Source organism: Pseudomonas sp. UBA5568, assembly GCF_002425525.1.
GTDB lineage: Bacteria > Pseudomonadota > Gammaproteobacteria > Pseudomonadales > Pseudomonadaceae > Aquipseudomonas > Aquipseudomonas fulva.
Map to the genome: position 1 here is coordinate 28,473 of NZ_DIMK01000014.1, position 26,046 is coordinate 54,518.

The 26,046-nt window shown below is 59.7% G+C and carries 27 protein-coding genes, 2 tRNA genes and 1 pseudogene; 15 read left to right on the top strand and 15 right to left on the bottom strand.

What is annotated here, in order from left to right; genetic code table 11:
• Nucleotides 1–159: 159 nt before the first annotated feature.
• The 3 genes from sohB (at nt 160) to B2S33_RS03950 (ending at nt 2,079) form a co-directional block, all read left to right on the top strand.
• Nucleotides 160–1,179 carry a protease SohB gene (sohB, locus tag B2S33_RS03940; RefSeq protein WP_027916138.1) on the top strand — a complete coding sequence of 340 codons (1,020 nt, stop codon included), beginning with the start codon at nt 160–162 and terminating at the stop codon, nt 1,177–1,179.
• A gap of 151 nt (nt 1,180–1,330) precedes the next feature.
• Nucleotides 1,331–1,404, top strand: a tRNA-Cys gene (locus tag B2S33_RS03945).
• Nucleotides 1,405–1,878: 474 nt separating this feature from the next.
• Nucleotides 1,879–2,079, top strand: coding sequence for a hypothetical protein (locus B2S33_RS03950; RefSeq protein ID WP_288649886.1), 201 nt, complete (start codon nt 1,879–1,881; stop codon nt 2,077–2,079).
• A 42-nt stretch (nt 2,080–2,121) separates the two neighbouring features.
• Here the strand turns inward: B2S33_RS03950 and B2S33_RS03955 are convergent, their stop codons facing one another.
• Both B2S33_RS03955 and hglS read right to left on the bottom strand, forming a co-directional pair.
• Nucleotides 2,122–3,009, bottom strand: coding sequence for a LysR family transcriptional regulator (locus B2S33_RS03955; RefSeq protein ID WP_049695785.1), 888 nt, complete (start codon nt 3,007–3,009; stop codon nt 2,122–2,124).
• Nucleotides 3,010–3,090: 81 nt separating this feature from the next.
• Complete coding sequence (gene hglS / locus B2S33_RS03960; RefSeq protein WP_288649889.1) at nt 3,091–4,473, bottom strand: 2-oxoadipate dioxygenase/decarboxylase HglS; 1,383 nt, start codon at nt 4,471–4,473, stop codon at nt 3,091–3,093.
• Between the two features lie 437 nt (nt 4,474–4,910).
• Between hglS and B2S33_RS03965 the strand changes: the two genes are divergently transcribed.
• On the top strand, nt 4,911–6,086 hold the full coding sequence (locus tag B2S33_RS03965) for an MFS transporter (protein WP_414707693.1): 1,176 nt from the start codon (nt 4,911–4,913) through the stop codon (nt 6,084–6,086).
• Nucleotides 6,087–6,313: 227 nt separating this feature from the next.
• Here B2S33_RS03965 and trbK read toward each other — a convergent pair whose 3' ends face one another.
• Entirely contained in the window at nt 6,314–6,559 is a 246-nt protein-coding gene (gene trbK / locus B2S33_RS03970) for an entry exclusion lipoprotein TrbK (protein ID WP_288649894.1), read from the bottom strand.
• Between the two features lie 123 nt (nt 6,560–6,682).
• A complete protein-coding gene (locus B2S33_RS03975) occupies nt 6,683–7,402 on the bottom strand; it encodes an SOS response-associated peptidase family protein (protein ID WP_027916132.1) in 720 nt (239 codons plus the stop codon).
• Nucleotides 7,403–7,505: 103 nt separating this feature from the next.
• On the opposite strand from B2S33_RS03975, the gene B2S33_RS03980 reads away from it, so the two are divergent.
• From B2S33_RS03980 to hcnC, 6 genes are all read left to right on the top strand, one after another.
• Entirely contained in the window at nt 7,506–7,934 is a 429-nt protein-coding gene (locus B2S33_RS03980; protein ID WP_027916131.1) for a LexA family protein, read from the top strand.
• Nucleotides 7,924–9,198 (top strand): translesion error-prone DNA polymerase V subunit UmuC, encoded by a 1,275-nt coding sequence (gene umuC, locus B2S33_RS03985; protein ID WP_088523174.1) that lies wholly within the window; start codon nt 7,924–7,926, stop codon nt 9,196–9,198. Before B2S33_RS03980 ends, umuC begins: the two co-directional genes overlap by 11 nt.
• A gap of 207 nt (nt 9,199–9,405) precedes the next feature.
• Nucleotides 9,406–10,101, top strand: a complete 696-nt coding sequence (locus B2S33_RS03990; RefSeq protein WP_088523175.1) for a lipopolysaccharide kinase InaA family protein — start codon at nt 9,406–9,408, stop codon at nt 10,099–10,101.
• A 210-nt stretch (nt 10,102–10,311) separates the two neighbouring features.
• The gene (gene hcnA / locus B2S33_RS03995) at nt 10,312–10,617 is read left to right on the top strand and encodes a cyanide-forming glycine dehydrogenase subunit HcnA (protein ID WP_033695161.1); all 306 of its coding nucleotides are present in this window, start codon (nt 10,312–10,314) and stop codon (nt 10,615–10,617) included.
• Nucleotides 10,614–12,008, top strand: coding sequence for a cyanide-forming glycine dehydrogenase subunit HcnB (gene hcnB, locus B2S33_RS04000; protein WP_028686448.1), 1,395 nt, complete (start codon nt 10,614–10,616; stop codon nt 12,006–12,008). Before hcnA ends, hcnB begins: the two co-directional genes overlap by 4 nt.
• Nucleotide 12,009: 1 nt before the next feature.
• The gene (hcnC, locus tag B2S33_RS04005) at nt 12,010–13,248 is read left to right on the top strand and encodes a cyanide-forming glycine dehydrogenase subunit HcnC (protein WP_288649896.1); all 1,239 of its coding nucleotides are present in this window, start codon (nt 12,010–12,012) and stop codon (nt 13,246–13,248) included.
• 222 nt (nt 13,249–13,470) lie between these two features.
• Here the strand turns inward: hcnC and B2S33_RS04010 are convergent, their stop codons facing one another.
• From B2S33_RS04010 to B2S33_RS04025, 4 genes and pseudogenes are all read right to left on the bottom strand, one after another.
• Nucleotides 13,471–14,511 (bottom strand): methionine synthase, encoded by a 1,041-nt coding sequence (locus B2S33_RS04010; protein ID WP_027916125.1) that lies wholly within the window; start codon nt 14,509–14,511, stop codon nt 13,471–13,473.
• A gap of 27 nt (nt 14,512–14,538) precedes the next feature.
• Nucleotides 14,539–15,525, bottom strand: a complete 987-nt coding sequence (locus B2S33_RS04015) for a DUF1852 domain-containing protein (protein WP_288649899.1) — start codon at nt 15,523–15,525, stop codon at nt 14,539–14,541.
• Between the two features lie 129 nt (nt 15,526–15,654).
• Nucleotides 15,655–15,889 (bottom strand): annotated as a pseudogene (locus B2S33_RS04020) (hypothetical protein).
• A gap of 35 nt (nt 15,890–15,924) precedes the next feature.
• Nucleotides 15,925–16,146 (bottom strand): hypothetical protein, encoded by a 222-nt coding sequence (locus B2S33_RS04025; protein WP_027916123.1) that lies wholly within the window; start codon nt 16,144–16,146, stop codon nt 15,925–15,927.
• A 367-nt stretch (nt 16,147–16,513) separates the two neighbouring features.
• Here B2S33_RS04025 and B2S33_RS04030 point away from each other — a divergent pair, with 367 nt between their 5' ends.
• Nucleotides 16,514–16,747 carry a hypothetical protein gene (locus B2S33_RS04030; protein ID WP_027916122.1) on the top strand — a complete coding sequence of 78 codons (234 nt, stop codon included), beginning with the start codon at nt 16,514–16,516 and terminating at the stop codon, nt 16,745–16,747.
• A gap of 99 nt (nt 16,748–16,846) precedes the next feature.
• Here B2S33_RS04030 and adhP read toward each other — a convergent pair whose 3' ends face one another.
• Nucleotides 16,847–17,857, bottom strand: coding sequence for an alcohol dehydrogenase AdhP (gene adhP / locus B2S33_RS04035; protein WP_028686444.1), 1,011 nt, complete (start codon nt 17,855–17,857; stop codon nt 16,847–16,849).
• Nucleotides 17,858–18,288: 431 nt separating this feature from the next.
• Here adhP and B2S33_RS04040 point away from each other — a divergent pair, with 431 nt between their 5' ends.
• A complete protein-coding gene (locus B2S33_RS04040) occupies nt 18,289–18,477 on the top strand; it encodes a hypothetical protein (RefSeq protein WP_027916120.1) in 189 nt (62 codons plus the stop codon).
• A gap of 59 nt (nt 18,478–18,536) precedes the next feature.
• Here B2S33_RS04040 and B2S33_RS04045 read toward each other — a convergent pair.
• Nucleotides 18,537–18,621, bottom strand: a tRNA-Leu gene (locus B2S33_RS04045).
• Nucleotides 18,622–18,911: 290 nt separating this feature from the next.
• Between B2S33_RS04045 and B2S33_RS04050 the strand changes: the two genes are divergently transcribed.
• From B2S33_RS04050 to B2S33_RS04060, 3 genes are read left to right on the top strand one after another with little or no spacing between them, the layout of a single operon-like run.
• On the top strand, nt 18,912–20,066 hold the full coding sequence (locus tag B2S33_RS04050; RefSeq protein WP_027916119.1) for a two-component system sensor histidine kinase NtrB: 1,155 nt from the start codon (nt 18,912–18,914) through the stop codon (nt 20,064–20,066).
• A 10-nt stretch (nt 20,067–20,076) separates the two neighbouring features.
• Nucleotides 20,077–21,522 (top strand): ATPase domain-containing protein, encoded by a 1,446-nt coding sequence (locus tag B2S33_RS04055; RefSeq protein WP_028686443.1) that lies wholly within the window; start codon nt 20,077–20,079, stop codon nt 21,520–21,522.
• 11 nt (nt 21,523–21,533) lie between these two features.
• Nucleotides 21,534–21,887: a response regulator gene (locus B2S33_RS04060; RefSeq protein ID WP_027916117.1), complete on the top strand. Its 354-nt coding sequence runs from the start codon at nt 21,534–21,536 to the stop codon at nt 21,885–21,887.
• A 41-nt stretch (nt 21,888–21,928) separates the two neighbouring features.
• Here the strand turns inward: B2S33_RS04060 and csrA are convergent, their stop codons facing one another.
• The 5 genes from csrA to modA form a co-directional block, all read right to left on the bottom strand.
• On the bottom strand, nt 21,929–22,120 hold the full coding sequence (gene csrA / locus B2S33_RS04065) for a carbon storage regulator CsrA (protein WP_027916116.1): 192 nt from the start codon (nt 22,118–22,120) through the stop codon (nt 21,929–21,931).
• Between the two features lie 253 nt (nt 22,121–22,373).
• Complete coding sequence (locus tag B2S33_RS04070) at nt 22,374–23,396, bottom strand: DNA topoisomerase IB (protein WP_288649901.1); 1,023 nt, start codon at nt 23,394–23,396, stop codon at nt 22,374–22,376.
• Nucleotides 23,397–23,467: 71 nt separating this feature from the next.
• Nucleotides 23,468–24,559 (bottom strand): molybdenum ABC transporter ATP-binding protein, encoded by a 1,092-nt coding sequence (gene modC, locus B2S33_RS04075; RefSeq protein ID WP_028686440.1) that lies wholly within the window; start codon nt 24,557–24,559, stop codon nt 23,468–23,470.
• Between the two features lies 1 nt (nt 24,560).
• A complete protein-coding gene (modB, locus tag B2S33_RS04080) occupies nt 24,561–25,241 on the bottom strand; it encodes a molybdate ABC transporter permease subunit (protein WP_027916113.1) in 681 nt (226 codons plus the stop codon).
• Nucleotides 25,241–25,993 (bottom strand): molybdate ABC transporter substrate-binding protein, encoded by a 753-nt coding sequence (gene modA / locus B2S33_RS04085; protein ID WP_028686439.1) that lies wholly within the window; start codon nt 25,991–25,993, stop codon nt 25,241–25,243. The genes modB and modA overlap by 1 nt, the downstream gene beginning before the upstream one ends.
• Between the last annotated feature and the right edge of the window lie 53 nt (nt 25,994–26,046).

Below are 26,046 nucleotides of genomic sequence, written 5' to 3' on the forward strand. Positions count from 1 at the left end.
GGTGCGGTGCACAGCGCTGTCAACGAAAAAACATACAAGCGTTTGAAAAGGTCGTTTGAAAGGTGTTGCCAGCGTTTACATCCCCTGGCAGCGCCTGGGGTGCACCGGTATGCTTGTACCATTCACGCGCCTTCTGGCGCAGCTATCGAAGGAGTCACCGTGGAGTTTCTTGCCGAGTACGCAAGCTTTCTCGCCAAAACCGCCACCCTGGTCATCGCTGTTCTCATCGTGCTGTCGGCCATTGCCGGCTTGCGCGGTAAAGGGCGGCGCAAACCGGGTGGGCAACTGCAGGTTACCCGCTTGAACGCGTTCTACAAGGACCTGCGCGAGCGGCTGGAATCAGGCCTGTTCGACAAGGCTCAGCTCAAGGCGTTACGCAAGCAGCAGGCCAAGGCCGAGAAGAAAACCCGCAAGGTCAAGGCGGACGAAAAAGCCAGGGTCTTCGTGCTCGATTTCGATGGCGACATCAAGGCATCTGCAACCGAAAGCCTGCGCAACGAAATCACCGCACTGCTCACCCTCGCCACCCCTCAAGACGAGGTGGTACTGCGTCTGGAAAGCGGGGGCGGGCTGGTGCACAGCTATGGCCTGGCTGCCTCCCAGCTGGCCCGCATTCGCCAGGCCGGCATCCCCTTGACGGTATGCATCGACAAGGTGGCTGCAAGCGGCGGCTACATGATGGCCTGCATCGGCGAGAAGATCATCAGCGCACCCTTTGCGGTGCTCGGCTCCATCGGCGTCGTGGCACAGTTGCCCAACATCAATCGCCTGTTGAAGAAGCACGACATCGATGTCGAGATGCTGACTGCCGGTGAATACAAGCGCACCCTTACCGTGCTGGGTGAAAACACCGAAAAGGGCAGGGAAAAGTTCCAGGAAGACCTGGATGTCACGCATCAACTGTTCAAGGACTTCGTCGCCCGCTACCGCCCCCAGCTGCACATCGATGAAGTGGCCACCGGTGAAGTGTGGCTGGGCATTGCAGCCCTGAACCGCAAGCTGGTGGACACGTTGCAGACCAGCGATGAATACCTCAGCGAACGCGCGCGCAGTGCCAACCTGTTCCACCTGCACTTCGCAGAGCGCAAGAGCCTGCAGGAGCGCATTGGCATGGCGGCCAGCGGCACCGTGGAGAATACGCTGGTAGGGTTGTGGAGCAAACTTGGCCGTCTGCGCTAACACCTTGAACCTGCTGAAATTTTTTTTCGTTCAGGGGGTTGCACGGTTACGTGAATGTAGACATAATGGCGCCCATCGAAACGCAGCACGCTTTAAAGGCGCGGTGTTTCGGGGAGATAGCGAGGCGTAAGCCGCTAGATCCTGACTTTGAGGCCGAGTAGCAAAGTGGTTATGCTCCGGATTGCAAATCCGTCTACGCCGGTTCGATTCCGACCTCGGCCTCCACCATTCGAAAGCCCCGCAGCCCTTTGGGTTGCGGGGCTTTTTTAATGCCCGCGATTTTCTCCAGTGCTCAGCAGATAAAGGGAGCTGGTCAATGCTGGCGCGGTTTGGATCAACTGCGCACTGGATCTTGGGCTTTTTCGCTTCAAGCGGTAGGATTTTCCCGAGGCGCACCCTTTGTTTCGAGTCATGAAAAGAAAAATCTCAAGGGCGCTGCGAAAGTGGGTTGTTTACCTTGTGCTTGCAGGGCTGGCAGGCAACTCCAGCCGAGTGTTCGACCACCTGTCCGCCTTGAAGCCTTGGCGCGTCGCCAAGGGCTTCGCGGCTTACCTTATGACGACCTTGTGATACCACGCTGGCGCAGTGCGTTTACCTTCCGAGCCAAGACACTGGCCAGCAGCGTTCACACCTGGTCGTTGGTCAACGGCTGGTGATGTAGCTAAGGTTCAATACTCAACCCGCTCAAGGAAAATGCGCATGTGGTGGATCGGCCCCGAAAAATCCAGGTTCAAGATTCAGCGCCGCGTATCGGCCGTGGTTCTGGTATTGGCCGTCTTGTTTCTTGCCACTCAAATCGAAGCGTACATTCATGGCGAGGCCTTGCTGACAGACGTGCTGGGCGGGCTGTTCCTGACCGCGCTGGGTGGCGGCATGCTTTACATGGCGGACAAGTGGTAGCTCCCGCTTATGCAGGTGCATGAGGCGCGGACGCAGGTCCGCTCAAGGCGTCTGCTCGCACACCCAGTCCACGAAGTTACGGATCTTCGGTGAATCGTGGCTCTGGGTCGCATAGGCCACGTAGTGAGCATCCGGGCTGGGTGCATAGTAGTGCAGCGGAATCAGCAAGGCGCCGCGCTGCAGTTCTTCTGTCACCATGAACCTGGGTACCAAGGCCACACCCAACCCTGCGATCGCTGCGCGAATGCACAGGTCGAAGGTGTCGAACTGCGGGCCTCTGTAGCTGTTTCTGGATGTCATCGCCTGAGCACCCAGCCAGTCATGCCACGCCTCGGGTCGCGAAACGCACTGCAAGAGCGTATGGCTGTGAATGTCATCGATAGCCTTCAGCGGCCGGTGCAGCAGCAGGGCAGGGGCGCACACGGGCACGACGTCTTCGCGAAACAGCTCGACGCATTGGGCGCCGGGCCAGGTGCCACGCCCATAGAAGAATGCAACGTCCGCCTTGGCCTGTAACAGGTCGAACGGCTCCAGTTCGTTGCGCACGCTTAGCCGCACGTGCGGATACGCTGCGCTGAATGCCGGCAGCCGAGGAATCAGCCAGCGCGAGCCGAATGTCGGTTGGGTCGCGATTCTCAAGGTTTCTGCCTGGCCATCGAACGTCAGGATGAAGCGCGTCGAGATGTCCGTTTGGCTCAGGATCTTGCCAACTTCGCTCAGGTACAGCTCGCCCACGGCGGTCAGTTGCAAGCCGCCACGCAACCGATTGAACAGCCGACGCTGCAACATTTGCTCAAGTTGAGCGACCTGCTTACTGACGGCGCTTTGCGTCAGGTTCAGTTCACGGGCAGCGAGGGTGAAGCTGGCATGACGGGCAGTGGACTCAAAGCACTGCAGCGACATCATGGACGGAAGCAATTTCTTGTGCATGGCTTGCAGGCATCACCTAAGACTATGGCCAGGCAGGCCGGACGAGCCGCCTGGGCCTGGGCGGCTGGGCGGTCGGCCAATCTATGCGCTGGTTGCCTGGATTTCAAGCGCGCGCAAGCAGGACGCGATGGATTGCGCCTGGGCCTGGGCGTACAGGGTCGTCTCGTCGATCACGCGAGCGCCCAATGCTGCCTCCAACTGCTGCTGGTTACCTTGCGTCATGGCGTCGGCCTTGGTGTTGTCGCCGAGGTTGGACTGAAAGATCCCAGCAGCGCTTACAGGCAGGAAGTCCTCATACACCAGTGGCTCGAAACCGACCGCGCCTTGTTCGATCAGCGTTTCGAGATCCGTCCCACGCGCTTTAGCCGCATCCCTCACGAAATAATTGAAGTAAGCGAGCTTGTGCGTGCGCAGCGAGGCGTAGTCGTCAGGAAACGCGCTGAATGCCGTTTTGAGTAGGTGCGCATACTGCTCGGCATTGTCCGCCGATGGTGCTGCGCCCAGCGCTTGCCTGGCCTGGCTCAACAGCCGGTCATAAAGTGCTTTGCCCGCAGGTGTCAGCGCCGCGCCGCGCTGCTCGATTTCTCCGAAACGAGCCGTGTGATACCCCGGTGCCCCATCACCACCAGCAAAGGTCACCGCTTCCTGCAGGGCCTTGAAGCTTGTCTGGCGCAACAGGATTGGGCATTGGCGCGGCGGTGGCCCTTCGATGACTGCCTTGGGGGTCATGCCGCGCGAACGCATCTGGGCCTGAGCGCGGTCGATGTCGAGAGTGCGGGGCGTGAGGTGGTTGATGTGCGGCCCACGAAACGCCACCACGTCAGCGATCAGGCGATGCTGGTCATGCAGGGCGCGGTATTGCTGGACACTGACCGTCGCGCTCTGGTGCCAGCGAAAGGTTTCCAGCGCCTCCTGGACGAACGCTTGAGCGTCCGTATCGGTAAGTCCGCCGTCACATTCGTGGCGGTCGATGAGCGCCATTACGCCAGGGGTGAAAATGGTCCGCTCGCTCAGCAACTGGCAGGCCTGTTCACGCAGTTGTGGGTCTTCGATCAATTCGAGCCGCAACAGCGAGGTGAACACCCTGAACGGATTGGCGCGCAGCGACGCTGCCTCGATAGGTCGGAATGCGGTGGCATGCACTGGCACGGCGGCGATGCTCAGGTCGTAGTAGCCAACTGGCGACATGCCCATGACTGCAAACAGTCGGCGCAAGCCTTGCAGCTCCTCGGCCGTTCCAACACGGATCGCGCCATGGCGTTCCACGCTCAGGCGCTGCTCGTCACCGCTGCTACGCAGTCGTTCTGCCGATGCAGGCTGAGCGGCCAGGGTCTGGGCATTGACTTCGGCGACCAAGTCCAACAAATCGCCATAGAGCGGTACCTCCTGCTTGTACATCGCTGACAGGGCGGTACTGAAAAGCGCACGGATTGCGTCGGGGTGCATGAAACGGACCGGGTCCATGGTGAGCCTCCTGGAAAATTCGAGGCCTGCATTGATCACGGTGACGCGCCGCCCTGGCAAACGAATTAACCGAATTGCTGCCTGACTTTTTCGCATGCGTGGCGTCTGGTACGTGCACCGGCAGTGCCACGGCATGCTGAGTCGGCAGTCACAGCGGCTTGTACCTTGCAAATCAGGCCATTCCTACCGGGAATGCAGGCCCGATATTTTTTCGTTTGCGTGAACATAGCTTTTACCGCAGGTTGTGACGGCCTTTGACGGTGGGCTGTGCCCGCCGCCTGCGCTGTTACTGCAGCGCCGTGTAGTGCCGGAACAGGCACGTCGTAACCCGCCATAATAAGGATAAAACATGCACAACCCTAACCCCGCCGGGGTCNNTCATCGCCGCGTCCACCGAGCGGACCTGGATCACAGCCTTCGTGTTTTGCTTCCTGACGATGGTCATCGATGGCGCCGATGTCATGATCCTGGCCTATAGCCTGGCCACGCTCAAAACGGAATTCGGCCTGACTGGCCTGCAGGCAGGCATGCTCGGCAGCTGCACCCTGGCCGGCATGGCTGTTGGGGGCATTTACGGTGGCTGGGCAACCGACCGCCTTGGGCGGGTGCGCACCGTGGTGCTCAGTGTGCTGCTGTTCAGCCTCGGTACGGGGCTATTGGGCTTTACCGAGAACTATGTACAGTTTGCGATCATCCGCTTTGTCTCGGCCCTAGGCCTTGGTTCGGTGTACGTTGCATGTAATACACTCATGGCCGAGTACGTACCTACCCGGTTCCGAAATACCGTTCTTGGCAGCCTGCAAGCGGGCTGGTCGGTCGGGTATATCGTTGCAACGCTGCTCGCTGCCTGGATACTGCCAAGCTACGGCTGGCGCACGTTGTTCTTCGTGGGCGTCACGCCGGTGATTCTTGCCCTGCTGATGCACAAGATGGTGCCGGAACCTTCGACTTGGACCCGCTTGCAGAGTGCCGATCGTGCAGAGCGCAAGGCGCGTGAGCGTGTGGAGGGCGGCAAGTACAAACAGATCTTCGCCAACCCCAACGCCGCGAAGATGTTCGTTCTCTGGTCGCTGACTGCAGGCTTCTTGCAGTTTGGTAACTATGGCGTCAACAACTGGATGCCCAGCTACCTGGAGACCGAGTTGGGCATGGCGTTCAAGCAGATGACCACGTTCCTGGTCGGCACCTACACCGCTTCGATCCTTGGCAAGGTCATCGCCGGCATGGCGGCGGACAAGTTCGGGCGGCGCAAAGTGTTTGCCGCGGGTTGCCTGGGGACGGCGCTGTTCCTGCCGATCATCGTGCTGTTCAACCAGCCGGAAAACATTCTGTGGCTGTTGATCGTCTTCGGCTTCCTCTATGGCGTGCCTTACAGCGTCAACGCCACGTACATGACGGAAAGCTTCGAGGCCAAGTTCCGTGGCTCTGCGGTTGGCGGTGCCTATAATATCGGGCGTATCGGTGCTGCGGTGTCACCGGCTGCCATTGGCTTCTTCGCCAGCCAGGGCTCGATCGGTGTCGGTTTCCTGATCGTTGGCGCTGCTTATTTCCTTTGCGGCATGATCCCGCTGCTGTGCATCCGTGAGAAACAATTCGATCCGGCTCGTGAATGATCGGTGGTGGCCGATAAGGCGGGGGCGCGTGCTGGTAAACCTTGGCTCACCTTTCCAAGAAATGACCCAGTGCAGTCACCGCTTCTGCTAAAGGCGTGCTCGTACGCGAAGGACTGAGCGCCCTGAGTCTGCCTGAAAACGCCGCCTGTAAAGGCGGCGTTCCTGCTCGGCAAGTTTGACGACCCCGCGGCTAGATCATCGGATTGGCAATTACCTCGGCCAGCCGCTCAGTACTTGCCCTTGGGGCTTTTCTCGAACTTCCATTCCGTCATTTTCTTCGCCGCCAGGAAACTTTCGCAGTTCGCGATGAACACATTGCGGTTTGCATCCTTTGACAAGCTGGCAAGGTTTTTTCCGTACAGTCGCGGGCCACAATTGTCTGCCGTTGGCTCGGGCACTTTCTCTTCGGTGCAGCCTGCCAGCAGGGTGATCAACCCAACAAGCGGGAGGAGGAGGGCGCGTTTTCTGTCCATGACGGAATCCTTCGTCTGTCTATTTCAAGGTGCGTGCAAGTTGTCTGCTAGCCAGCCTGCGGGTGCGCAGACTATCACGCCAGCTGAGTGTCTTGGCTGGCACATCCACGCATAACGCCCTTTTCAGAATTCGAGATCACCTTGCCTGCTCTGTTCGGCAATCGGCATTATCAGTTGCGCACCCTGGTTGCGAACATTGCCAACGGCCTTGTCGACCGGATACCAGCGGAAGTCAGTGGCCGGACGGCAGCCTGTCGCCACGATCGCCTCGGCGCGCTGCGTTGAAGTGGCGGGGTCCAGCCACTCCCTGGCAAGGTGCGGCGCCAACACCAGGGGCTTTCGGTCATGAATATCGATCAAGCCTTGATCAGCGGCGGCCGTGATGATCACGAAACCATCGTGCGCGTCTGGTTCAAGGTTCTGGTGAACTTCGGCAAGCGCGGCAAAGTAGAGCGGTGCACCATCGGCGCTGGTGATGTAGTAGGGTTGTTTGCGCTTGGGATCTTGCGCATCTGGCAGCCATTCGAACCAGCCATTGGCAGGGGCGAGCGCTCTTGCATGTGGCCACAGACCCTTGAAAAACTTGCCAGTGGCTACGGTTTCGGCCCGGGCATTGATAGGGTCGAGTCGCTTGCCTTTGGCCCAGCGAGGCGACCATCCCCACTTCACTTTGTCTACGTGCAGACCTGCCTCAGCCTGGCGTATAACTTCGACGCGGGTAGAAGGCGCCACGTTATAGCGATCAACCGGTTCATGGTCGTAGCCGTTGATCACGACCAAGTCCAGCGCCAGCTGTCGCAAGTAGTGATCCATCGACTCGTAGATCGAGTAGCGTCCGCACATGTATTCACCTCTCGTCCGTCAGAAATTCACACGTTCAGGATTGACCCGTCCGCCGATGCCAGATTAACTGTATATGCATACAGTTTGCATTGGACTTTCTCTCATGACCATCACCTTCCTGGGCGCGCCACGTGGCAGCTCTGAACCACTTCCAATTTATTCGTATTACGTTCCGGCCGGTTTTCCGTCGCCTGCCGCGGATCATCTTGAGGGCTACATATCCCTCGATGAGTTATTCGACATCCGCGCACCGCATGTGTATCTGGTGAAAGTGGAGGGTGACAGCATGCAAGGCGCTGGCATCTATTCGGGCGATATCGTGGTGGTGGACCGGGGGCGCGAAGCCGAGCACGGGGATATCGTGATTGCGGCCATCAACAGTGAGCCCGTTTGCAAGCGCCTGCACCGACGTGACGGTGTGGTGATCTTGAAGTCCGAGAACCGAGCCTACCCCCCGCGCTATGTCATGGAGGGTGATGATCTGCTCATTTGGGGCGTGGTGCGCTATAGCGTCCGCGATCATGCGCAGTGAGCCAATATTTGCGCTGATCGACTGCAACGCGTTCTACGCCAGCTGTGAGCGCGTATTTCGGCCTGATCTGGCGAAGACGCCGATCGTGGTGCTGAGCAACAACGACGGTTGTGTCATTGCCCGGTCCTATGACGCCAAGCCATTCGTGAAAATGGGCGAGCCTTATTTTCAGGCGCGGGAAAAACTCCGTCGGCACGGTGTGGTGGCATTCAGTAGCAATTACGCGCTGTATGGCGACATGAGCGAGCGGGTGATGACGCTGATCGAAGCGATGGTGCCTGCCACCGAGGTCTACAGCATCGACGAATGTTTCGCTGAGCTCACGGGCATGACCCAGGACTTGACGTTGTTCGGGCACCGGCTGCGCTTGCGCATTGCCCAGTGCACCGGCATCCCTGTCGGTGTAGGTATCGCACGTACCAAGACCTTGGCCAAGCTGGCCAACCACACTGCCAAGCGACTGCAGAGCCACACTGGCGGCGTTGTGGACATCACCGACCCGGTAAAACGGGATTGGGTGCTACGCAATACTGCGGTCAAGGAGGTGTGGGGTATTGGGCGCAAGATGACGGCGCACCTGGAGGCCATGGGCATTCGAACGGCGATGGACTTGGCCCGCGCCGATGCCTGGACGTTACGGCAACGCTTCAACGTGGTGGTGGAAAAGACGGCCAGGGAACTGGCAGGCACGCCTTGCCTGGAGCTGGACGATGTCGAACCGCCCAAGCAGGAAATCTGCAGCAGCCGAATGTTCGGCACGCGCCTGAGCGAGTTGGCGCCGATCAAGCAGGCAGTGGCCACGTACGTCGGCCGTGCCGCCGAAAAGCTCAGGGCCCAGGGATCGGTGTGCAAGCGCATGCGGGTGAGCATCCGCACGGGCATGTTCAACCCGAACGAAGTGCACCATGCTCAAGGCGCATGGGTGGAGCTTCCCTATCCGACCTGCGACACGTTGCTGATGACCCAGCTGGCTACCGATGCCGTAGAGCGGATCTTCCGGCCGGGGCTTCGTTACAGCAAGGCGGAGGTGTTGCTGATGGACCTGCGTCAACCGGGTGATTTTTCGGGGGACTTGTTCGCCTCAAGGCAGTCGGCGGCCTGCGATCGTCTCATGGAAGTAATGGACAGCATCAATGAGCGTTGGGGCAGGGGAACGGTCCGTGTAGCCAGCGTGCCAGCCGCGCCGGAATGGGGCATGAAACGGGAGATGATGAGCCAATCCTACACCACGCGAATCGATCAACTATGGACCATCAGGGGTTGAGTGCGAAGCGGCTTGACGCTGGCGAACGGGCGCGACGGGGGCTTGGCGGTTGCAGGATTGTCAGACAATGGCGATTGCGCCCGCAGTTTTGTCTGTTCATCCCTGTAAAAAACGATCAACGCCGTGTCGCAATAATCGCTTTCTTTCAGATTTGGCTGATATATTTCGCCCCTTGCCGCAGTGTGGCTCAATATTCAGCAGGTTTTAATGAAACACGTTAGCGCGTCTGGCCATGAGGCCTCTCACCCGCCGGTGCAGGCCATTCTGAGTGCTCCTGGGGTGTGGGTAGAGCCGCCGAACATCCGCAGGGGCGGTGAGAGCGGTGTATTGAAGGTCGAGCTCGACGGCTTCACGTTCTACAAGAAGCAGCAGGTCGGCCATATCTACCGCAGCCTTGTGCACCCGTTCGGTTATCCGACAGTGGCCCGTGAGGCCAAGGCGCTGCGTGCCGCTGCCGCGCTGGGCGTCGCTACGCCATCGCTGCTGCACAGCGACGTTCACAAGCAGGACGGTGAGTGGCGTGCGGTGATGGTCACGGCAGCGCTGGACGGTTATGTATCGCTTGAAGACTTTTACCTCCAAGGCCTGGACAAGACCATCGAGCCCAAGCTACACCACGACATTCTTGAAGCGTATGGGCGTGCACTGGCCACGCTGAACCTTGGCCGCTGGCAGCATGGTTGCCTGTACTTGAAGCATGTGTTCGTCGCCTTCGACGAGTCGGGCATCAAGATCGCGTTGCTGGATTTCGAAAAAGCCAGGCAGCGGCTGACCGCAATGAAAGCCAGCCGCCACGACCTACGACAGGTCAAGCGCAGGTCTGACTGGGCAACGGCCGAGTGGGAGGCGTTTTGCAAGGGTTATCGGCAGGTGTTCGGCAGGGATGTGGAGCGATTCCTCTGACGGCATGTGAAGTGTCGGGGCTGCGAAGCGTTGATTGCAGCGGCAATAGGCGGCTTCGCTTACAAACGTTCTTCACCAGGTAGAGGGCTTGCTTGCAGCGCTCAAAAAGGGCTGTAAAAAAGCTTTAAAACCCCGTCTCAGGTCAATTTTCTGGCCTGACGCCTCCCTTAGTCTGTCTGTCTTTCAATCACGGAAGGCAGACGACATTTCATGGAACGAACCCTCGATATACAGCCACTCCCGGCTGAACAAATCCCCCTGTCCATCAACGGCACGGCCGTGACTGCCGCCCCGGGCGAAACTGTTCTAAGTGTGCTCAACGCCGTGGGCGTGCGTCAGCTCGCCCTCAACGACCATGGCCAGGTCAGCGGCGCTTTCTGCGGCATGGGCGTATGCCATTGCTGCCTGGTCGCTATCGATGGACGCCCCAAGCGGCGCGCCTGTCAGACGCTGGTGCGGGCCGGCATGCGCGTCGAAACCCAAGTCAATCCGATTGTCGGGGAGGCGCGGGTATGAGCGGGCATCCAGTCATTGTCGGAGGGGGTTCGGCGGGGATGGCTGCCGCCATCGAGTTGGTGGACGCGGGCGTGCGCTGCACGCTGATCGACGAGGCATCGCGCCCCGGCGGGGTGGTCTATCGTGGTCCGCTGCGCGCAGGTGTCGACCTGGGCTACCTGGGCGCTCGCTACAGCAAGGCTCTGGGTAAACTGCACACCGACTTCGCCGCCCGTGCGCAGTCTATCGACCTGCGGCTCAATAGCCGTGTCGTAGGCGGTGATGACCATAGCCTGGTAGTACTCGACGAGCAGGAACAGTTGCAGTCGCTGGCCTTCGAGCAACTGATCCTGGCAGCCGGTTGCCATGAGCGCAATGTGCCGTTCCCGGGCTGGACCCTGCCGGGCGTCATGCTGCTCGGCGGGTTGCAGTTGCAGATCAAAAGTAACGTGGTCAAGCCATTGGGTACGACCCTGATCGCTGGCACAGGCCCGTTACTGCCGTTGGTTGCCTGTCAGTTGCACGCCGCCGGTGCCAAGGTGGCGGGGGTGTACGAGGCCTGTGCGTTCAACCGTATCGCACGCCAGAGCCTGGCGCTGATGAACAAGCCCCAGTTGTTCCTCGACGGCCTGAGCATGCTGGCCTACCTGAAGCTGCACGGCATTCCCATGCACTATGGCTGGGGCGTGGTCGAGGCGCGGGGCGAAGGTGAGTTGACCGAAGTCAGCGTGGCGCCCTACGACGATGCCTGGAAAGCGGACATGACCCATGTGCGTCGCGAGTCGGTGCAGACGCTGGCGGTAGGCTACGGCTTCATCCCGCGTACGCAGCTTAGCCAGCAATTGGGGCTTGCCCATGGTTACAGCACCGATGGCTACCTGCGCGCCGAGTGCAACGTATGGCAGCAAAGCAGCCTGGAGCATATTCACCTGGCAGGCGACATGGCCGGCATACGCGGAGGGGAGGCAGCAATGCTGACCGGACGCATCGCGGCTGTGTCAATTCTGCAGCAGCGTGGCGTGCTGAACGCTGCGCAGGCCATTGAACGGCGCGAGCGTTACCTGGGCCAGTTGGCAAGCATCAAGCGTTTTCGCTCTGGCGTCGAGCGCTATACCGCGCGGGGGCCAGCACAGGTCGAGCTGCCACAGGCTGACACGGTGATTTGCCGCTGTGAGCAGGTGACGCGCGAGGCCATCGACCTGGCATTGGAGCAGGGGGTTCAGGATATGGCCGGGCTGAAGATGCGCACGCGGGTGAGCATGGGGGACTGCCAGGGACGCATGTGCGTGGGCTATTGCAGCGATCGCCTGCGCGCCGCGACGGGGCGTGCTGACGTAGGCTGGTTGCGGCCGCGATTCCCGGTAGACCCGGTACCGTTTTCGGCATTCAAGCACGCAGGCACGGAGGCCTGACATGAACAAGACCTATGACATCGTGATTGCCGGTGCCGGTGTAATCGGCGCGTCCTGCGCGTACCAGCTGTCCAAGCGCGGCAACCTGCGCATTGCCCTGATCGACGACAAGCGGCCCGGCAATGCCACACGTGCTTCGGCAGGCGGGCTGTGGGCCATCGGCGAATCGGTGGGCCTGGGCTGCGGGGTGATTTTCTTTCGCATGCTGTCTTCCCAGGCCAAGCGCCAAGCTCACGGTGCGGCGGTGGCCGTGGACTCGAGCACCCCGCACATCCTGCCGCAATGTTTCTTCGATCTGGCGTTGCAGTCCAATGCGCTTTATCCGCAACTGCACCAGGAGCTGATCGAGCGCCACGGGATGGACTTCAAGTTCGAGCGCACTGGACTCAAGTACGTGATCCAGGACGATGAGGATCAGCTTTACGCCGAGCACATCGTCAAGCACATCCCTCACCTGCAGTCACAGATCCGTTGGCTGGACCGCCAGGCACTTCGCAAGGCGGAGCCATCGGTCACCGAAAGCGCGCACGGTGCGCTGGAGTTTCTCTGCGACCACCAGCTCAGCCCATTTCGCCTGGGGGACGCCTACATGGAAGGTGCACGGCAAAATGGCGTCGATTTGTATCTCAACACGCGTGTCACCGGCGTGTTGCATCAGGGCGGACGCATCAAAGGGGTTCGTACCGAACAGGCCGGTGACTTCCATTGCGACACCCTGATCAATGCGGCCGGCGCCTGGGCTGCCGAACTGAGCGAGTGGGCCACGGGCACGTCCATCCCCGTCAAACCTGTCAAAGGGCAGATCGTATTGACCGAGCGCCTACCCAAGCTGCTTGATGGGTGCATCACCACCAGTGACTGCTACATGGCGCAAAAGGACAATGGAGAGATTCTCATCGGGAGCACCACCGAGGAGAAAGGCTTCGATGTCACCACGACCTTCCCGGAGATCAGCAGCCTGGTCCAGGGCGCCATACGCTGCGTCCCGGCACTCGAACAGGTCAACCTCAAGCGTACCTGGGCCGGCCTGCGGCCAGGCTCGCCCGATGAGCTACCCATCCTCGGGCCCGTGGATGAGATGCCGGGTTATTTCAACGCCTGCGGGCATTTCCGCACCGGGGTGCTGACCTCGGCAATCACGGGGGTAATGCTGGACAAGGTGATCCACGAGGAGGCATTGCCATTGGACATCACCCCGTTTCTGGCGCAGCGGTTCAGCAAGGTAGCGCTGCCGACGTGAGAGGGCCTGGCGGGCCGTGTGAAAGCGGCTCGCCAGGCTGTGCGTCAGGCAATGCGTGAAGATGTGCTGATCGATTTGGCCATGGCAAAGGGTGCGGCAGGCGCCAAGGCGCAAACCCTTGATTCGGGTGGTCGCCGCTAGCCACTGAACGGTCAATTCAGTGGCGCCAGTGTGTTCAGTTTTGCCGCGGAGGACGACTGTCGAATGCAAACTGACGTGCGCTCATTGCCCCTCTGCACCTGACAATTCCTGCCGCACGATTGCAGCGCCTGCTGTCAGTGCGCGCAATTTCCCTTGGGCAACCGAGCGGGGCAGGGGCGCCATGCCGCAATTGGTGCATGGGTAGAGCTTGTCGGCGTCCACGAATGCCAGCGCCTTGCGCAGCGTATCGGCAACGGCCTCGGGTGTTTCGATAGCGTGCGTGGCCACATCGATTGCGCCGACCATGACTTTCTTGCCGCGGATCAACTCGATAAGGTCCATGGGTACGCGTGAGTTCTGGCATTCCAACGACACGATGTCGATACTCGATTGCTGAAGTTTGGGAAACGCCTTTTCATACTGGCGCCATTCGGCACCCAGGGTTTTCTTCCAGTCAGTGTTGGCCTTGATCCCGTAGCCGTAGCAGATATGCACTGCTGTCTCGCATTTGAGGCCTTCCAACGCCCGCTCGAGCGTGGCGATGCCCCAGTCGTTCACTTCATCGAAGAACACGTTGAAGGCAGGTTCGTCGAACTGGATGATGTCGACACCTGCAGCTTCCAGCTCTCTGGCTTCCTGGTTGAGCAGCACGGCAAACTCCCATGCGAGCTTTTCGCGGCTCTTGTAGTGGCTGTCGTAAAGCGTGTCGATCATGGTCATGGGCCCTGGGAGCGCCCACTTGATAGGCTGTCGAGTCTGCGCGCGCAAGAACCTGGCATCGTCGACGAACACGGGCTTGCGCCTGGCCACGGTACCTACCACTGTCGGAACGCTGGCGTCGTAGCGATCACGGATGCGCACAGTCTGCCGGTTCTCGAAGTCCACGCCGCTCAGGTGCTCGATGAACGTGGTCACGAAATGTTGACGCGTCTGTTCGCCGTCACTGACGATGTCTATCCCGGCGCTCGACTGTTCGTGCAGCGCCAGGCACAGTGCGTCCTGCTTGCCTTCGAGCAAGGCATCGCCGTGCAGTTTCCAAGGTGACCAGAGGGTTTCGGGCTGAGCCAGCCAGGTCGGCTTGGGCAAGCTGCCAGCGGTAGAGGTGGGGAGCAATGTGTTCATGAAATTCGACCTTGTGCGAGGAGGCGATCAACCTGCGAAGTGTGCAGACCATTGTTCGAGCAGCGTGTGGTAAGGCTTGATGAAGTGGGCCTCAGCGAACGTTCCTTGTTCAACGGCCAAACGGCTGCGCTCTACACGGTCGTAAACAATGCGCGTCAAAGAGTAGTCTTCGTGTTGCAGGCTAGGCTGATACGTGGCGCCGGCCGTTGCATTGGCGTTATAAATTTCGGGACGATAGATTTTCTGAAAGGTTTCCATCGTGCTCAAGCTGCTGATCAGTTCCAATGAGGTGTAGTCATTGAGCAAGTCGCCCGAACAGTACAAGGCCAGCGGCGCCCGGCTGCCTGCAGGCATGAAATAACGAACACGCAAGCCCATTTGCTTGAAATAAGCATCGGTCAATGAATAGTCATCCTGCCGGTACTCTTGGCCCAACACGGGGTGGTCATGCCCCGTGCGCTGATAGGTTCTGCTACTTGACACGCTCAGGCAAATGACCGGTGGCTTGATAAAGTGTTGCTGGTAAACCGATGAGCCCACAAACCCTTTGAAAAATTTACCGTGCAGCACGCCAAAATCGGCAGGGGCACTGAAGTCCGGGCGGTGGACGTTATAGGCGGGCAGCACGATGCTGAAATCGTAATCGCGCACATAGGACGAAAAGTTGTTGCCGGCTATGCCCGGCAAACGCTGGCCGGTGTGATGATCAATGACGGCAGTGGACAGTATTTCGATCAAGGGCAGCGGCGTATGCGTGACCTCGGTTGTAAAGTGAATGTACACCGATACGATATCCAGCTCTACGGTGTAGCGGTCACCGGCAGGGTTGTCCCAGTGGGCCAGCGCGTTGAAGCGATTATTGATCATGCTCAGTGTGTGGCGAAGGTTCTGTTCGCGAAGTGAACCCCTTGCCAAGTTGGCAAAGTTGGTGGTCAGCCGCGTGTTTTCGCACGGGCAATAATGTTCGTCAAATCGCGTGCGTTTGAGCGAGTAGGTAATGGCTTGATGCGTCATGAGTATTGAGGTCCACTCGTTGAGTCTGTCCCTGTAAAGTGGGGGTCATCTTAGAGTGAGCGCACAGGTATCCCTACTGAATTGATTTCAGCACAGGATCAAGAGGACTCATGAAGCCAGGCGCACGCGTCAGCCTTCAGGAAGGCTGACGCCACAGACAAAGTCATTCGAGCCCAGGCGATGAGCGCCATATTCCACCACATACCCACTCTCGACGTTGGGCTTCGATGTGGGCCGTACGCTGGTCAGCGTAGACGTCGACAAAATGCCACGGATGACGATCTCTCAACACGCCCCAGCCCAGTACCCACCCTGGCTTGTGTGGATCAGCAGGCAGGTTCCTCTTAAGACTACGGATACTCATTCGAGACTCCCGTGGCGACCGGTTAACGCGTTGGCTCAACAGGTGTAGAGGATGGTGTATGACGCATCGCACCTGGGTACGATCACGACGGGTTTTTCGAACAACTGGTTGCCGTGAATGGTCGTCGTGAAGTGCGCCTTCTCCAGGCGTGCCCAGAGGCCCAGATCATGTATTTCAATGCGCGTAGCAACACGAGCTTGATGGCTGAGTTCGTGTTGGATGCGCGTTACAACATCACTCGCTTCTTCTTCTGTCATGACGATTACTCCGGTTGAGCAGAAACGTCCACGTCCCATAGAACCTGGACCTTGAACGGGGACTCCTGTGTAAGTAGAGCGCAATACTTCGCTGTTGGTGACCTTCTCCGACGAACGTAGCAGCGCCTTGATAACTGTTCGAGGCGCGTGGAGATCATGGCTGATGTGGAGGCGGGGACAGATAAACACAGCAGGGACTGCTAGTCTCAAGGTACCTGTTGATCGCTTTGGCTGAACCTCGCGCGGCAGTGGGGGTCATCAAGTAAGAGACCCACGATTTATTGCGTTTTGCGTTGCCAGTTTCTGAAAGGTTGGCTCGCTATGATCAGGCTCATCAGGTGAACACCTTCCGCAAAGGAGTCAGGCAATGGACTATTCCAGTATGGTCGAATCTTTGAACAAGATGCTCAAGGCGGCATCGGACGAGCGTGAGCATGCGCAGGCTTGTGCAAAGGCCAAGGACGCCTGTGAGAAACCGCGTGCAGAAGTGGAGGAAGCCGAGGTCATGGCGCAGCTGCCAGGATCTCAGGTCTGGGTCTATGAAGGGCGCAGCAGAAAAGCGACGACGTCGGCCTATGCGGTGCGAGGTCATGGCCGTTGAGCACGGCGCTCAGCGGTCTGCAGCCACCCTTGCAGTGGCTGGCGACCCCGATGAACAGGGCCGCTGCCCGCTGCACACAGCTTGAGTGAAGGGCCTCGTTCAGCCCTCGAACTGGATCACCATCCGGCCCTTGATGCGGCCATCGAGCATTTCTTCGAAGATCTGATTGATGTCCTCGATGGGGCGCAGGCTGACCTTCGGCACCACCTTGCCTTCGGCAGCAAATTGAAAGGCCTCTTGCAGGTCCTGGCGCGTGCCCACTAGCGAACCGATGACCTCAATGCCATCGAGCACCAAGCGCGGGATATTCAGGTTCATCGCTTCTGACGGTAGCCCCACGGCCACCAGCCGCCCACCGGCACGCAGAGCATCGACGGCCGAATCGAAGGCGCCCTTGGCCACGGCGGTAACCACAGCGGCATGGGCGCCACCGGTCTGGGCCTGGATGACCTTGGCAGCATCCTGGCTGGAGGGGTTGATGGTAAGATCGGCTCCCATTTCAGTCGCGAAGCGCAGTTGCTCTTCGTTGACATCAATCGCAATGACCTTGGCGTTGAAGACGTTCTTGGCGTACTGCAGTGCCAGGTTGCCCAGCCCGCCGAGGCCGTAGATTGCGATCCACTGGCCGGGACGAATGTTGGACGTCTTGACTGCCTTGTACGTGGTCACGCCTGCGCAGGTGATACTGCTGGCCGCAGCGGACGATAGCCCCTCCGGTACCTTTACCGAGTAGTCGGCCTTGACGATACAGGCCTCGGCCATGCCACCGTCTACGGTGTAACCGGCGTTCTTGACCTGCCGGCACAGCGTTTCATTGCCGCTGGTGCAATACTCGCAGTGGCCGCAGCCCTCATAGAACCAGGCCACGCTGGCGCGATCGCCCGGTTTGAGGGACGTTACGCCAGGACCGACGTCCTGCACCACGCCAATGCCTTCATGGCCCAGCACAACACCCGTCTTGTCGCCGAAGTCACCGTTCTTGACGTGCAAATCAGTGTGGCAAACGCCGCAACACTGCATTTTCAGCAGGGCCTCGCCGTATTCGAGAGGGCGAACATGTTTTTCGACCACCTCAACGCGACCGCCTGGGGCTACGACAGCAGCTTTCATACGAACCTCCGTGTCTATTCGGTTGACTTGAAGCTAGCCCATGCAGAATAGCGCCCGCTTGCAAGTGGAAAACTGCCGCAGGTCATAGGAAGGCGGTGGCGTTGAGGGCGGCGACAAAAGAAAAGCCCGCGGCAAGAATGCGGCGGGCTGCAAGAACATACGGAGCACGTTCAGAGTGCCAAGGTGAATGTGATCATTTCGTGAAGAGAAGGTGATGGGTACGTCGTACGTGAAGAAAATGTGCGACTGGGCAGTGGCAGGCCCTGCTGACCGACAAAAAAATGCCCGCCAGGAACGAGCGGGCCAACAACGTCTTGAAGGGAGAACTCCTACGTTGAACGCAGGGCGTTAACCTGGGATTAAGTCACTGCGGCGTTGACCGCAGAAGCCGTTGAGCCTATACAGGCGTGCGACTTGAATTGAGGCTCATTATGCGCGACGACGACCTGCACGAACCTGAGCATGATCATTTGCTGGATCATGAATTTCATGATGAACAAGACGCGCTCGAGCCGGATGCCCATGGGGCGCAAGACGAGATCGAGATGCCATCGCTTGACGCGCTGGAAGAAGAAGAGCGCGATCATCCTGCGTGGTTCGACGACTGCGAGGATGAGTGATGGCGGGCCAGCAAAAGACAGGCAACAAAAAAGGCGCCTTGGGCGCCTTCTTCAGGATGTGGTGCGAGTGGCGGGACTCGAACCCGCAAGGCTCACGCCGACAGATTTTAAGTCTGCTGTGTATACCAATTCCACCACACTCGCACGCTTGAAAGGGCCACGGGGGCCGGCTCACTTCAGACAGAAGGGCTGTGCAATCAAGCCGGCTTTATAACCCACCGTTATAGCAGAGTCAACCTTGGCTGCCATATTCCGCACATCGCATCCCATCACACCTGGCCGATTGACAGTGTCATGAGCTTGGCCCAATGTTAGCCAAGTCACTGGATGTGATGGTCGGGCCGACGACTGCGCAATGAAGGTGAACAGCGTGCGTCAAGGTCTGAGCTCTAGCCGTTTGGATGATGTTCACCTGCCGTGCCGATGGAGCTCGCATGGTTTCAACTGATTGCCAGGTCAATTCAGATATGCCTGCTCATCGTTACGAGCAATTGGTCCAGTCTGTGGTGGACTACGCCATCTACATGCTCGATACCACCGGCCATATCGCCTCGTGGAATGCGGGCGCCCAGAGAATCAAGGGCTATAGCGCCGATGAAGTGGTGGGGCGTCATTTTTCCCTGTTCTTCACGCCTGAAGACTGCGCCGAAGGCAAGCCTGAGCAGTTGTTGCGTCAAGCGCTCGAACAGGGGGTGTCGCGGCATGAAGGGTGGCGCCAGCGCAAAGACGGCACGCGCTTCTGGGCATTGGTGGCCCTCGATGTGGTTCGCGATGACCAAGGCCAGGTCGTCGGGCTTGCCAAGGTCACGCGGGACATTACCGACCGCCGTGAGTCAGCGATGCAACTGGACGCCGTCAGAGCGCAGCTGTTCGAGGCTCAGAAGCTCGAGGCGCTGGGTCAGTTGACCGGTGGCCTGGCACATGATTTCAACAACCTGCTGACCATTATCCTCAGCTCTGCACGCTTGGCCCTTGCCGCCCCGGACCCAGAGCGCGTTCAGCGCATGCTGCACAACATTCTGGAAGCTGGCCAGCGCGGCACCGACCTGACCCGTCAGCTGCTCAGCTTTGCGCGTCATCGCAAGCTCGAGGTGACCTGTATAGAGCCGGCCAAACTGATCGACGCCACCCATGGATTGCTTGTTCACGCACTGCCCAGTTCGGTCACACTGGATGCGCGAGTGCAGCCCGATCTTCCCATCATCGAAGTGGATGCTGGTCAGTTGCAAATGGTGTTGCTCAACCTGCTGTTCAATGCCCGGGATGCCATCGCCGAGGAAGGCCGCATCGTGCTGACCGTCGAAGCGGTGTCGCTGACAGGTGAGGTCGATGGCCTGCACGGCCACTTCGTGTGCTTCGAGGTGCAAGACAGCGGCGAGGGCATGGCGGCGGAGGTACAGCCACGTATTTTCGAACCCTTTTTCACCACTAAACCCTTCGGTCAGGGCACCGGCCTGGGCCTGAGCCAGGTGTACGGATTTGCCAGGCAAAGCGGCGGTGCCATCAGCGTGCAAAGCGAGCTGGGGGTCGGCACGTGCATGCGGCTGTATTTACCCGTTCATTCAAGCCAGCCAGTTACCGAGCCGTGAGGGGCACAGCATGACTCAGACACTCAAGCGATTGTTGACAGGTATCGACGGGCTCGATGCCCTGCTCAAAGGTGGGTTGGTGGCGGGTGCGTCGTACATCGTGCAGGGCCCACCTGGCGCAGGCAAGACCATTCTGGCCAACCAACTGGCCTGCGAGCATGTGCGCAAGGGGGGCCGGGCGCTGGTGGCAACGTTGCTCAGCGAGTCCCATGAGCGGCTATTTCAATACTTGGGCACGCTGGACTTCTTCGACCCCTCGATGGTCGGCGATCAGATCCAGTTCGTCAGCGCCTTCGACACCCTGGAGCAGGATGGCCTTGATGCCGTGGTCAGGTTGCTGAGGCAGGAGATCAGTCGACACAAGGCCAGCCTGCTCATCGTCGATGGCGTACTCAATGCCCGCCTACGTGCCGAAACATCGCTCGATACCAAAAAATTCGTCTCGGCGCTGCAAGGTCATGCGGCCTTTGCTGGCTGCACCGTACTGTTGTTGACCAGTGCGCGGCTCGAAGAAGGCAGCCCTGAACACACGATGGTCGACGGCGTGATCGAACTGGGTGAGCAGATGATGGGTAGCCGCGCCGTTCGCACGATTCAGTTGCGCAAGACACGTGGCAGTGGAGCCTTGTCCGGGCGTCACGAGTGCCTGATCGACGATACCGGTGTGAGGGTGTTTCCGCGTCTGGAGTCGTTGTTCGCCAAGCCCAGTGCGCCCGCTAGTGCAGTTGCATCACGGATCAGCAGTGGTGTGTCGACGCTCGACGACATGCTCGATGGCGGACTGTCCTGCGCCTCTGTAACGCTTCTGATCGGCCCGTCGGGCATTGGCAAGACCTCGCTTGGCATGGCGTTTCTGGCGGCCAGCACACCCCAGGCGCCCGGCTTGCATTTCGGTTTCTACGAATCACCCGATCGCCTGCGCATCAAGGCGGCTTCGCTGGGGTACGACTTTGCAGCCATGGAACAGACCCAGAGCTTGACACTGTGCTGGGAGCCTTGTACGCAGGTGCTGCTGGATCAGCTGGGTGCGCGCTTGATCGAACAGGTGCAGGCAACCGGGGCCAAGCGAGTCCTTATCGACAGCCTGGGCGCGTGGAGCCGCCTGTCCACGGAACCTGACCGTCTGAATGCCTTTTTTCGCGCGTTGACCGGAGAGCTGCGCAATCGAGAGGTGAGTGTGATGCTGACCTGGGAAATGCGCGATATCTTTGGTGCGGAGATCACTGCGCCGGCGCCCGATTTATCAAGCATCGTCGACAACCTGGTGTTGATGCGATTCGTTGAGCACGACGGCACCTTGCGCCGAATGCTCTCCATCCTGAAAGTACGCGACAGTGCTCACGACGCGTCTTTGCATGAGCTTGTAATCGCATCGTCTGGGATCTCACTGCGTAGAGCGTTCGAAGGCACCAGCGGGGCCCTTTCTGGCACAGCCGTGCCGCAAGGGAGCCTTTAGGTTTCTCTTACATGAAGACTGTGCTGATCGTCGACGACGAATACCTGATAGCCGAGATCTTGGGTTTTGCCCTGGAAGACGAAGGGTATGCGATCGAAAAGGCGAGTAACGGCCAGAAAGCGCTGGAGGTACTCAAACGCGTACAGGTGCAGTTGGTCATCACCGACTACATGATGCCCGTGCTCAATGGTCAGGAGCTGGTACGTGCCATGCGGGCAGATCCTGCCTTGCGAACGCTGCCGGTCATCCTCATGAGCGGCGCCCAGGCCAGCGAGGGATGCCCGACATTATTCGCGGCAGTGTTCGACAAGCCATTCGACATGGGCGAGATGATTGCGACCGTGCGTGGCCTACTGAAGGGCTAAGGCTGTGGGCGCATCCCTGCAGCCCGCTTGAATGATCGGTGTCAATCGTCCTGCTTCTCAGGGGCCGGATTGCCGGCCTGGATGCGTTTGAAGATCTCCTCGCGGTGCACTTGAACGTCCTTGGGTGCGTCGATGCCTATTCTCACCTGCATCCCTTTGACGCCCAGAATGGTGACTTTGATGTCATCGTTGATGACGATGCTCTCGCCAACCTTACGGGTGAGTATCAGCATGTACTTCTCCTTGGTGATAAAAAAGTCCGCAGGCCATGTGCGCTAGCGGTGGGAGCCTATCCCTTTTCCTTCCATTAAAGACGCTTTAGAAGCCTAGTAATTCCCAAAATGTCAAAATCTATGGCACGAAGAAGGGATGCGAACAGCCAGCTACCGTATAAAGGATTTGTAGGACAAGGTGCTCTGTTGGGAAGGATAGTGGGGGCCTCGTTCAATAGGAAATACCTTTGCATCATGGGGTGGATAGACAAGCTCAATGTGCGGCCTGCTGTTCCAATGCCTTGAGAAAGACCAGCAAAGCGACCTCTTCCGGGTCCAGCCCCTTGCGCACTCGGCTCTTGGGCAAGGCGGCCAGCCGCCCGAGGGTGTAATGCTCCAGCACCGCTGGGTGGATATAGCAGCGTCGGCACACGGCGGGGGTGTTGCCCAGGCGCGAGGCGACTTGTTTGACAATGGCAGCGACCTGGCGCTTGGCCTCGGTTTCAGGCTCCCAGGCCAAGGGTCTGAGCAGGTCCAACGCAAGACTGCTGCCGGCCCAGGTACGGTAGTCCTTGGCCGTGAAGTCGGCGCCAGTCAACTGTTGCAAAAACTGATTGATGTCGCTCGAACCAATGCTGTGACGCTGGCCATCGGCATCCAGATACTGGAACAGCGCTTGGCCGGGCAGTTCCATGCAACGCTTCAGCAAGGCCGCCAAGCGTCGGTCACGCAGCGTCACATCGTGCTCGACGCCACGCTTGCCACGGAACTGAAAGCGGATGGTACTGCCCTTGACCTCTACATGTCGATTGCGCAGGGTCGTCAGCCCATAGGACTTGTTGTCGCGCATGTAGCGCTGGTTGCCAATGCGGATGAGGGTATGGTCCAGCAGGCTGACTACCAGGGCCATGACCTTTTCACGGTCAAGGCCCGGTCGTGACAAGTGGGTTTCCAATTGTGAGCGCAGCTTTGGCAATGCCTGGGCGAAGGCGAGCATTCGGCCGTATTTGTGCTGGTCACGGGTTTCACGCCATTGGGCATGATAGCGGTACTGCTTGCGGCCACGGGAATCGCGGCCAGTGGCCTGCAAGTGCCCTTGCGGGTCGGCGCATAGCCAGACATCGGTATAGGCCGGTGGGATCACCAGTGCGGCGATACGTGCCAGTGTTTCAGGGTCGCGGACCCGTTCACCATTGGCGTCCAGGTAGATGAAGCGGTCGCGCCAGCGGCGACGAGTCAAGCCGGGCTGGCTGTCGTCGACGTAATGCAGCGTTTCGGGAAGCGGGCAGTCGAGCATGGGCGGCAGGCCTCGATCAAGTCACTGATCAATGGACAACGGCCGCTTGGCCGTTGCTCCATTTCTGCGCGTCAGCTCAGCAATGCAACCGATTTGATCTGTGCATACAGGCGCTGGCCTGGGTGTACCCCAAGCTGGTCCGCCGAGAAACGCGTAATACGGGCGAGCAGGGTGCTGCCGTCGGCATCCAGGCTGACCAATAAATGGGCTGGGTTGTCGGCAGCGTGGGTGGCGCGTACCTGAACCTGCACTCGGTTGAGGATGCTTGAGGTGCCGTCGGCGGTGAGCGCCAGGCTGACATCGCGAGCGTGGACCTTGACCCTCAAGGCGCTGCCCAGGGCCCGGATGGGGTGTGCGAAACGTAGTACGAGCCCGTTGTTGCCAGGCAAGCGCAGTTCAAGCAGGTCGTAGTGCGGGTCATGGCCTGTCACCTGGCCTTCGAGCACCACGCCGGCATCCTCGCCCTGAGCCAACGATAAGTCCAGACGCGCCAAGGTAGGGGCAACCGGGCCGCTCGCTACCACACGTCCATGCTCCAGCAGCACGACGTGGTCAGCCAGCCGCGCCACTTCGTCCTGTGCGTGGCTGACATAAACCACAGGCACGTCCAGTTCCTCGTGCAGGCGCTCGAGGTAAGGCAGGATTTCACGCTTGCGGGGCCCGTCCAAGGCAGCCAGGGGCTCATCCATCAGCAGCAGCCGGGGGCTGCTGAGCAGCGCACGGGCAATCCCGACGCGTTGCGCCTCGCCCCCCGATAGCGTCGAGGGCCGGCGCGCCAGCAGGTGGCCGATGCCCAGCAGCTCGCTGGCGTGTTCCAGGTCCACCTTGCGCTGGGTCCACGGCACACGGCGCCAGCCGAACTCCAGGTTGCCACGCACGGTCAGGTGCGCGAACAGGCTGGGCTCCTGGAAGACGTAGCCCACCGGGCGCTGATGGGGCGGTAGAAAGACGCCACGAGCGGTGTCCTCCCAGACCTCGCCATTGATTTCCACATACGCTTGGCCAGGGCGCTCCAGCCCGGCCAGACAGCGCAGGCAACTGGTTTTGCCCGAGCCAGAGTGTCCAAACAAGGCGCTGATACCGCGCCCTGGCAGTTGCAGGTCGACGTCCAGGGTGAAAGCGTCGCGTGCCAGTTTCAGGCGTGCCACGATCGAGTGCGTCATGTCAGTTCCAGCCCGCATTGCCGCGTCGGCCTGCGTACAGCAACAGCAGCACCAAGAAAGAGAACGCCAGCATGGCGCCTGCGAGCCAGTGCGCCTGGGTGTAAGCCATCGCCTCGACATGGTCGAAGATCTGCACGGATACCACGCGGGTCTTGTCTGGAATGTTGCCCCCGATCATCAACACGACACCAAACTCGCCTACGGTGTGGGCAAAACCCAGGATGCTGGCGGTGATGAAACCCGGACGGGCCAGTGGTAGCGCCACATGCACGAAACTGTCCCAGGGCCCGGCGCGCAGCGTGGCCGCCACTTCCATGGGTCGCTTGCCAATGGCGGCAAAAGCGTTTTGCAACGGCTGGACCACAAAGGGCATCGAGTAGATGACCGAGCCGATTACAAGGCCCGAGAAGCTGAACACCACATTGCCCAGGCCCAGTGCCGCAATCCCTTGGCCAAGCCAGCCATGCGGGCCTAGTGCAATCAGCAGGTAAAACCCGATCACCGTCGGCGGCAGTACCAAGGGCAGGGCAACGATGGCGCCTATCGGGCCGCGAAACCATGACCGCGTGCGTGCCAGCCACCAGGCAACCGGTGTGCCTACGATTAAAAGAATCAGGGTGGTCAGGCTGGCCAGCTTCAGGGTGAGCCAGATGGCGCCAAGGTCACTGGCATCGAGCGGCATCAGATTTCATAGCCATAGGCTTTGATCACCGCAGCTGCCTTGGGGCCCTTGAGGTAGTCCACCAAGGCCTTGGCAGCCGGGTTGCCCTTGCCTTTTTCCAGAATCACCGCGTCTTGGCGAATGGGGTCGTGCAAGGAAGCCGGGACGATCCAGGCCGAACCGCTCTGCACCTTGCCATCTTTGAAGATCTGCGACAGCGCCACGAAGCCCAGTTCTGCGTTACCGGTAGAGACGAACTGGAAGGCTTGGGTGATATTTTGACCTTCTACCCATTTGTCGCGCGTCGCCTCGGTCAGCTTGAGCTTTTCTAGCACTTGCGTGGCCGCCAGGCCGTAAGGGGCGGTCTTCGGGTTGGCGAGCGCGAGGTGCTGGTATGCATTGCGCTGCAAGACTGCGCCCTTGTCATCCACATACCCAGGCTGGGCCGACCACAGGGCCAGCGTGCCGATGGCGTAGGTAAAGCGTGAGCCTGGCACGATGGCGTGCTCTTTCTCGAGCTTGGCCGGGGTGCTGTCGTCTGCGGCCAGGAACACTTCGAAGGGGGCACCGTTGTTGATCTGGGCATAGAACTGCCCGGTAGCGCCGTAGGCTGCAATCAGCTTATGGCCGGTGTCCTTCTCGAAGTCCTTGGCGATGGCCTGGATGGGTGCGGTGAAGTTGGCAGCGACAGCCACCTGGACCTCGTCGGCCCAGGCAGTGTTCAGGGTGATCAGGCTGGCGAGGGCGGCTAGGTAAGGCAGGCGAGAACGCATTGGGAAAGCTCCTGGTTTTCGTTATATGCCTGACTATATAGCGCTTCGCCAAT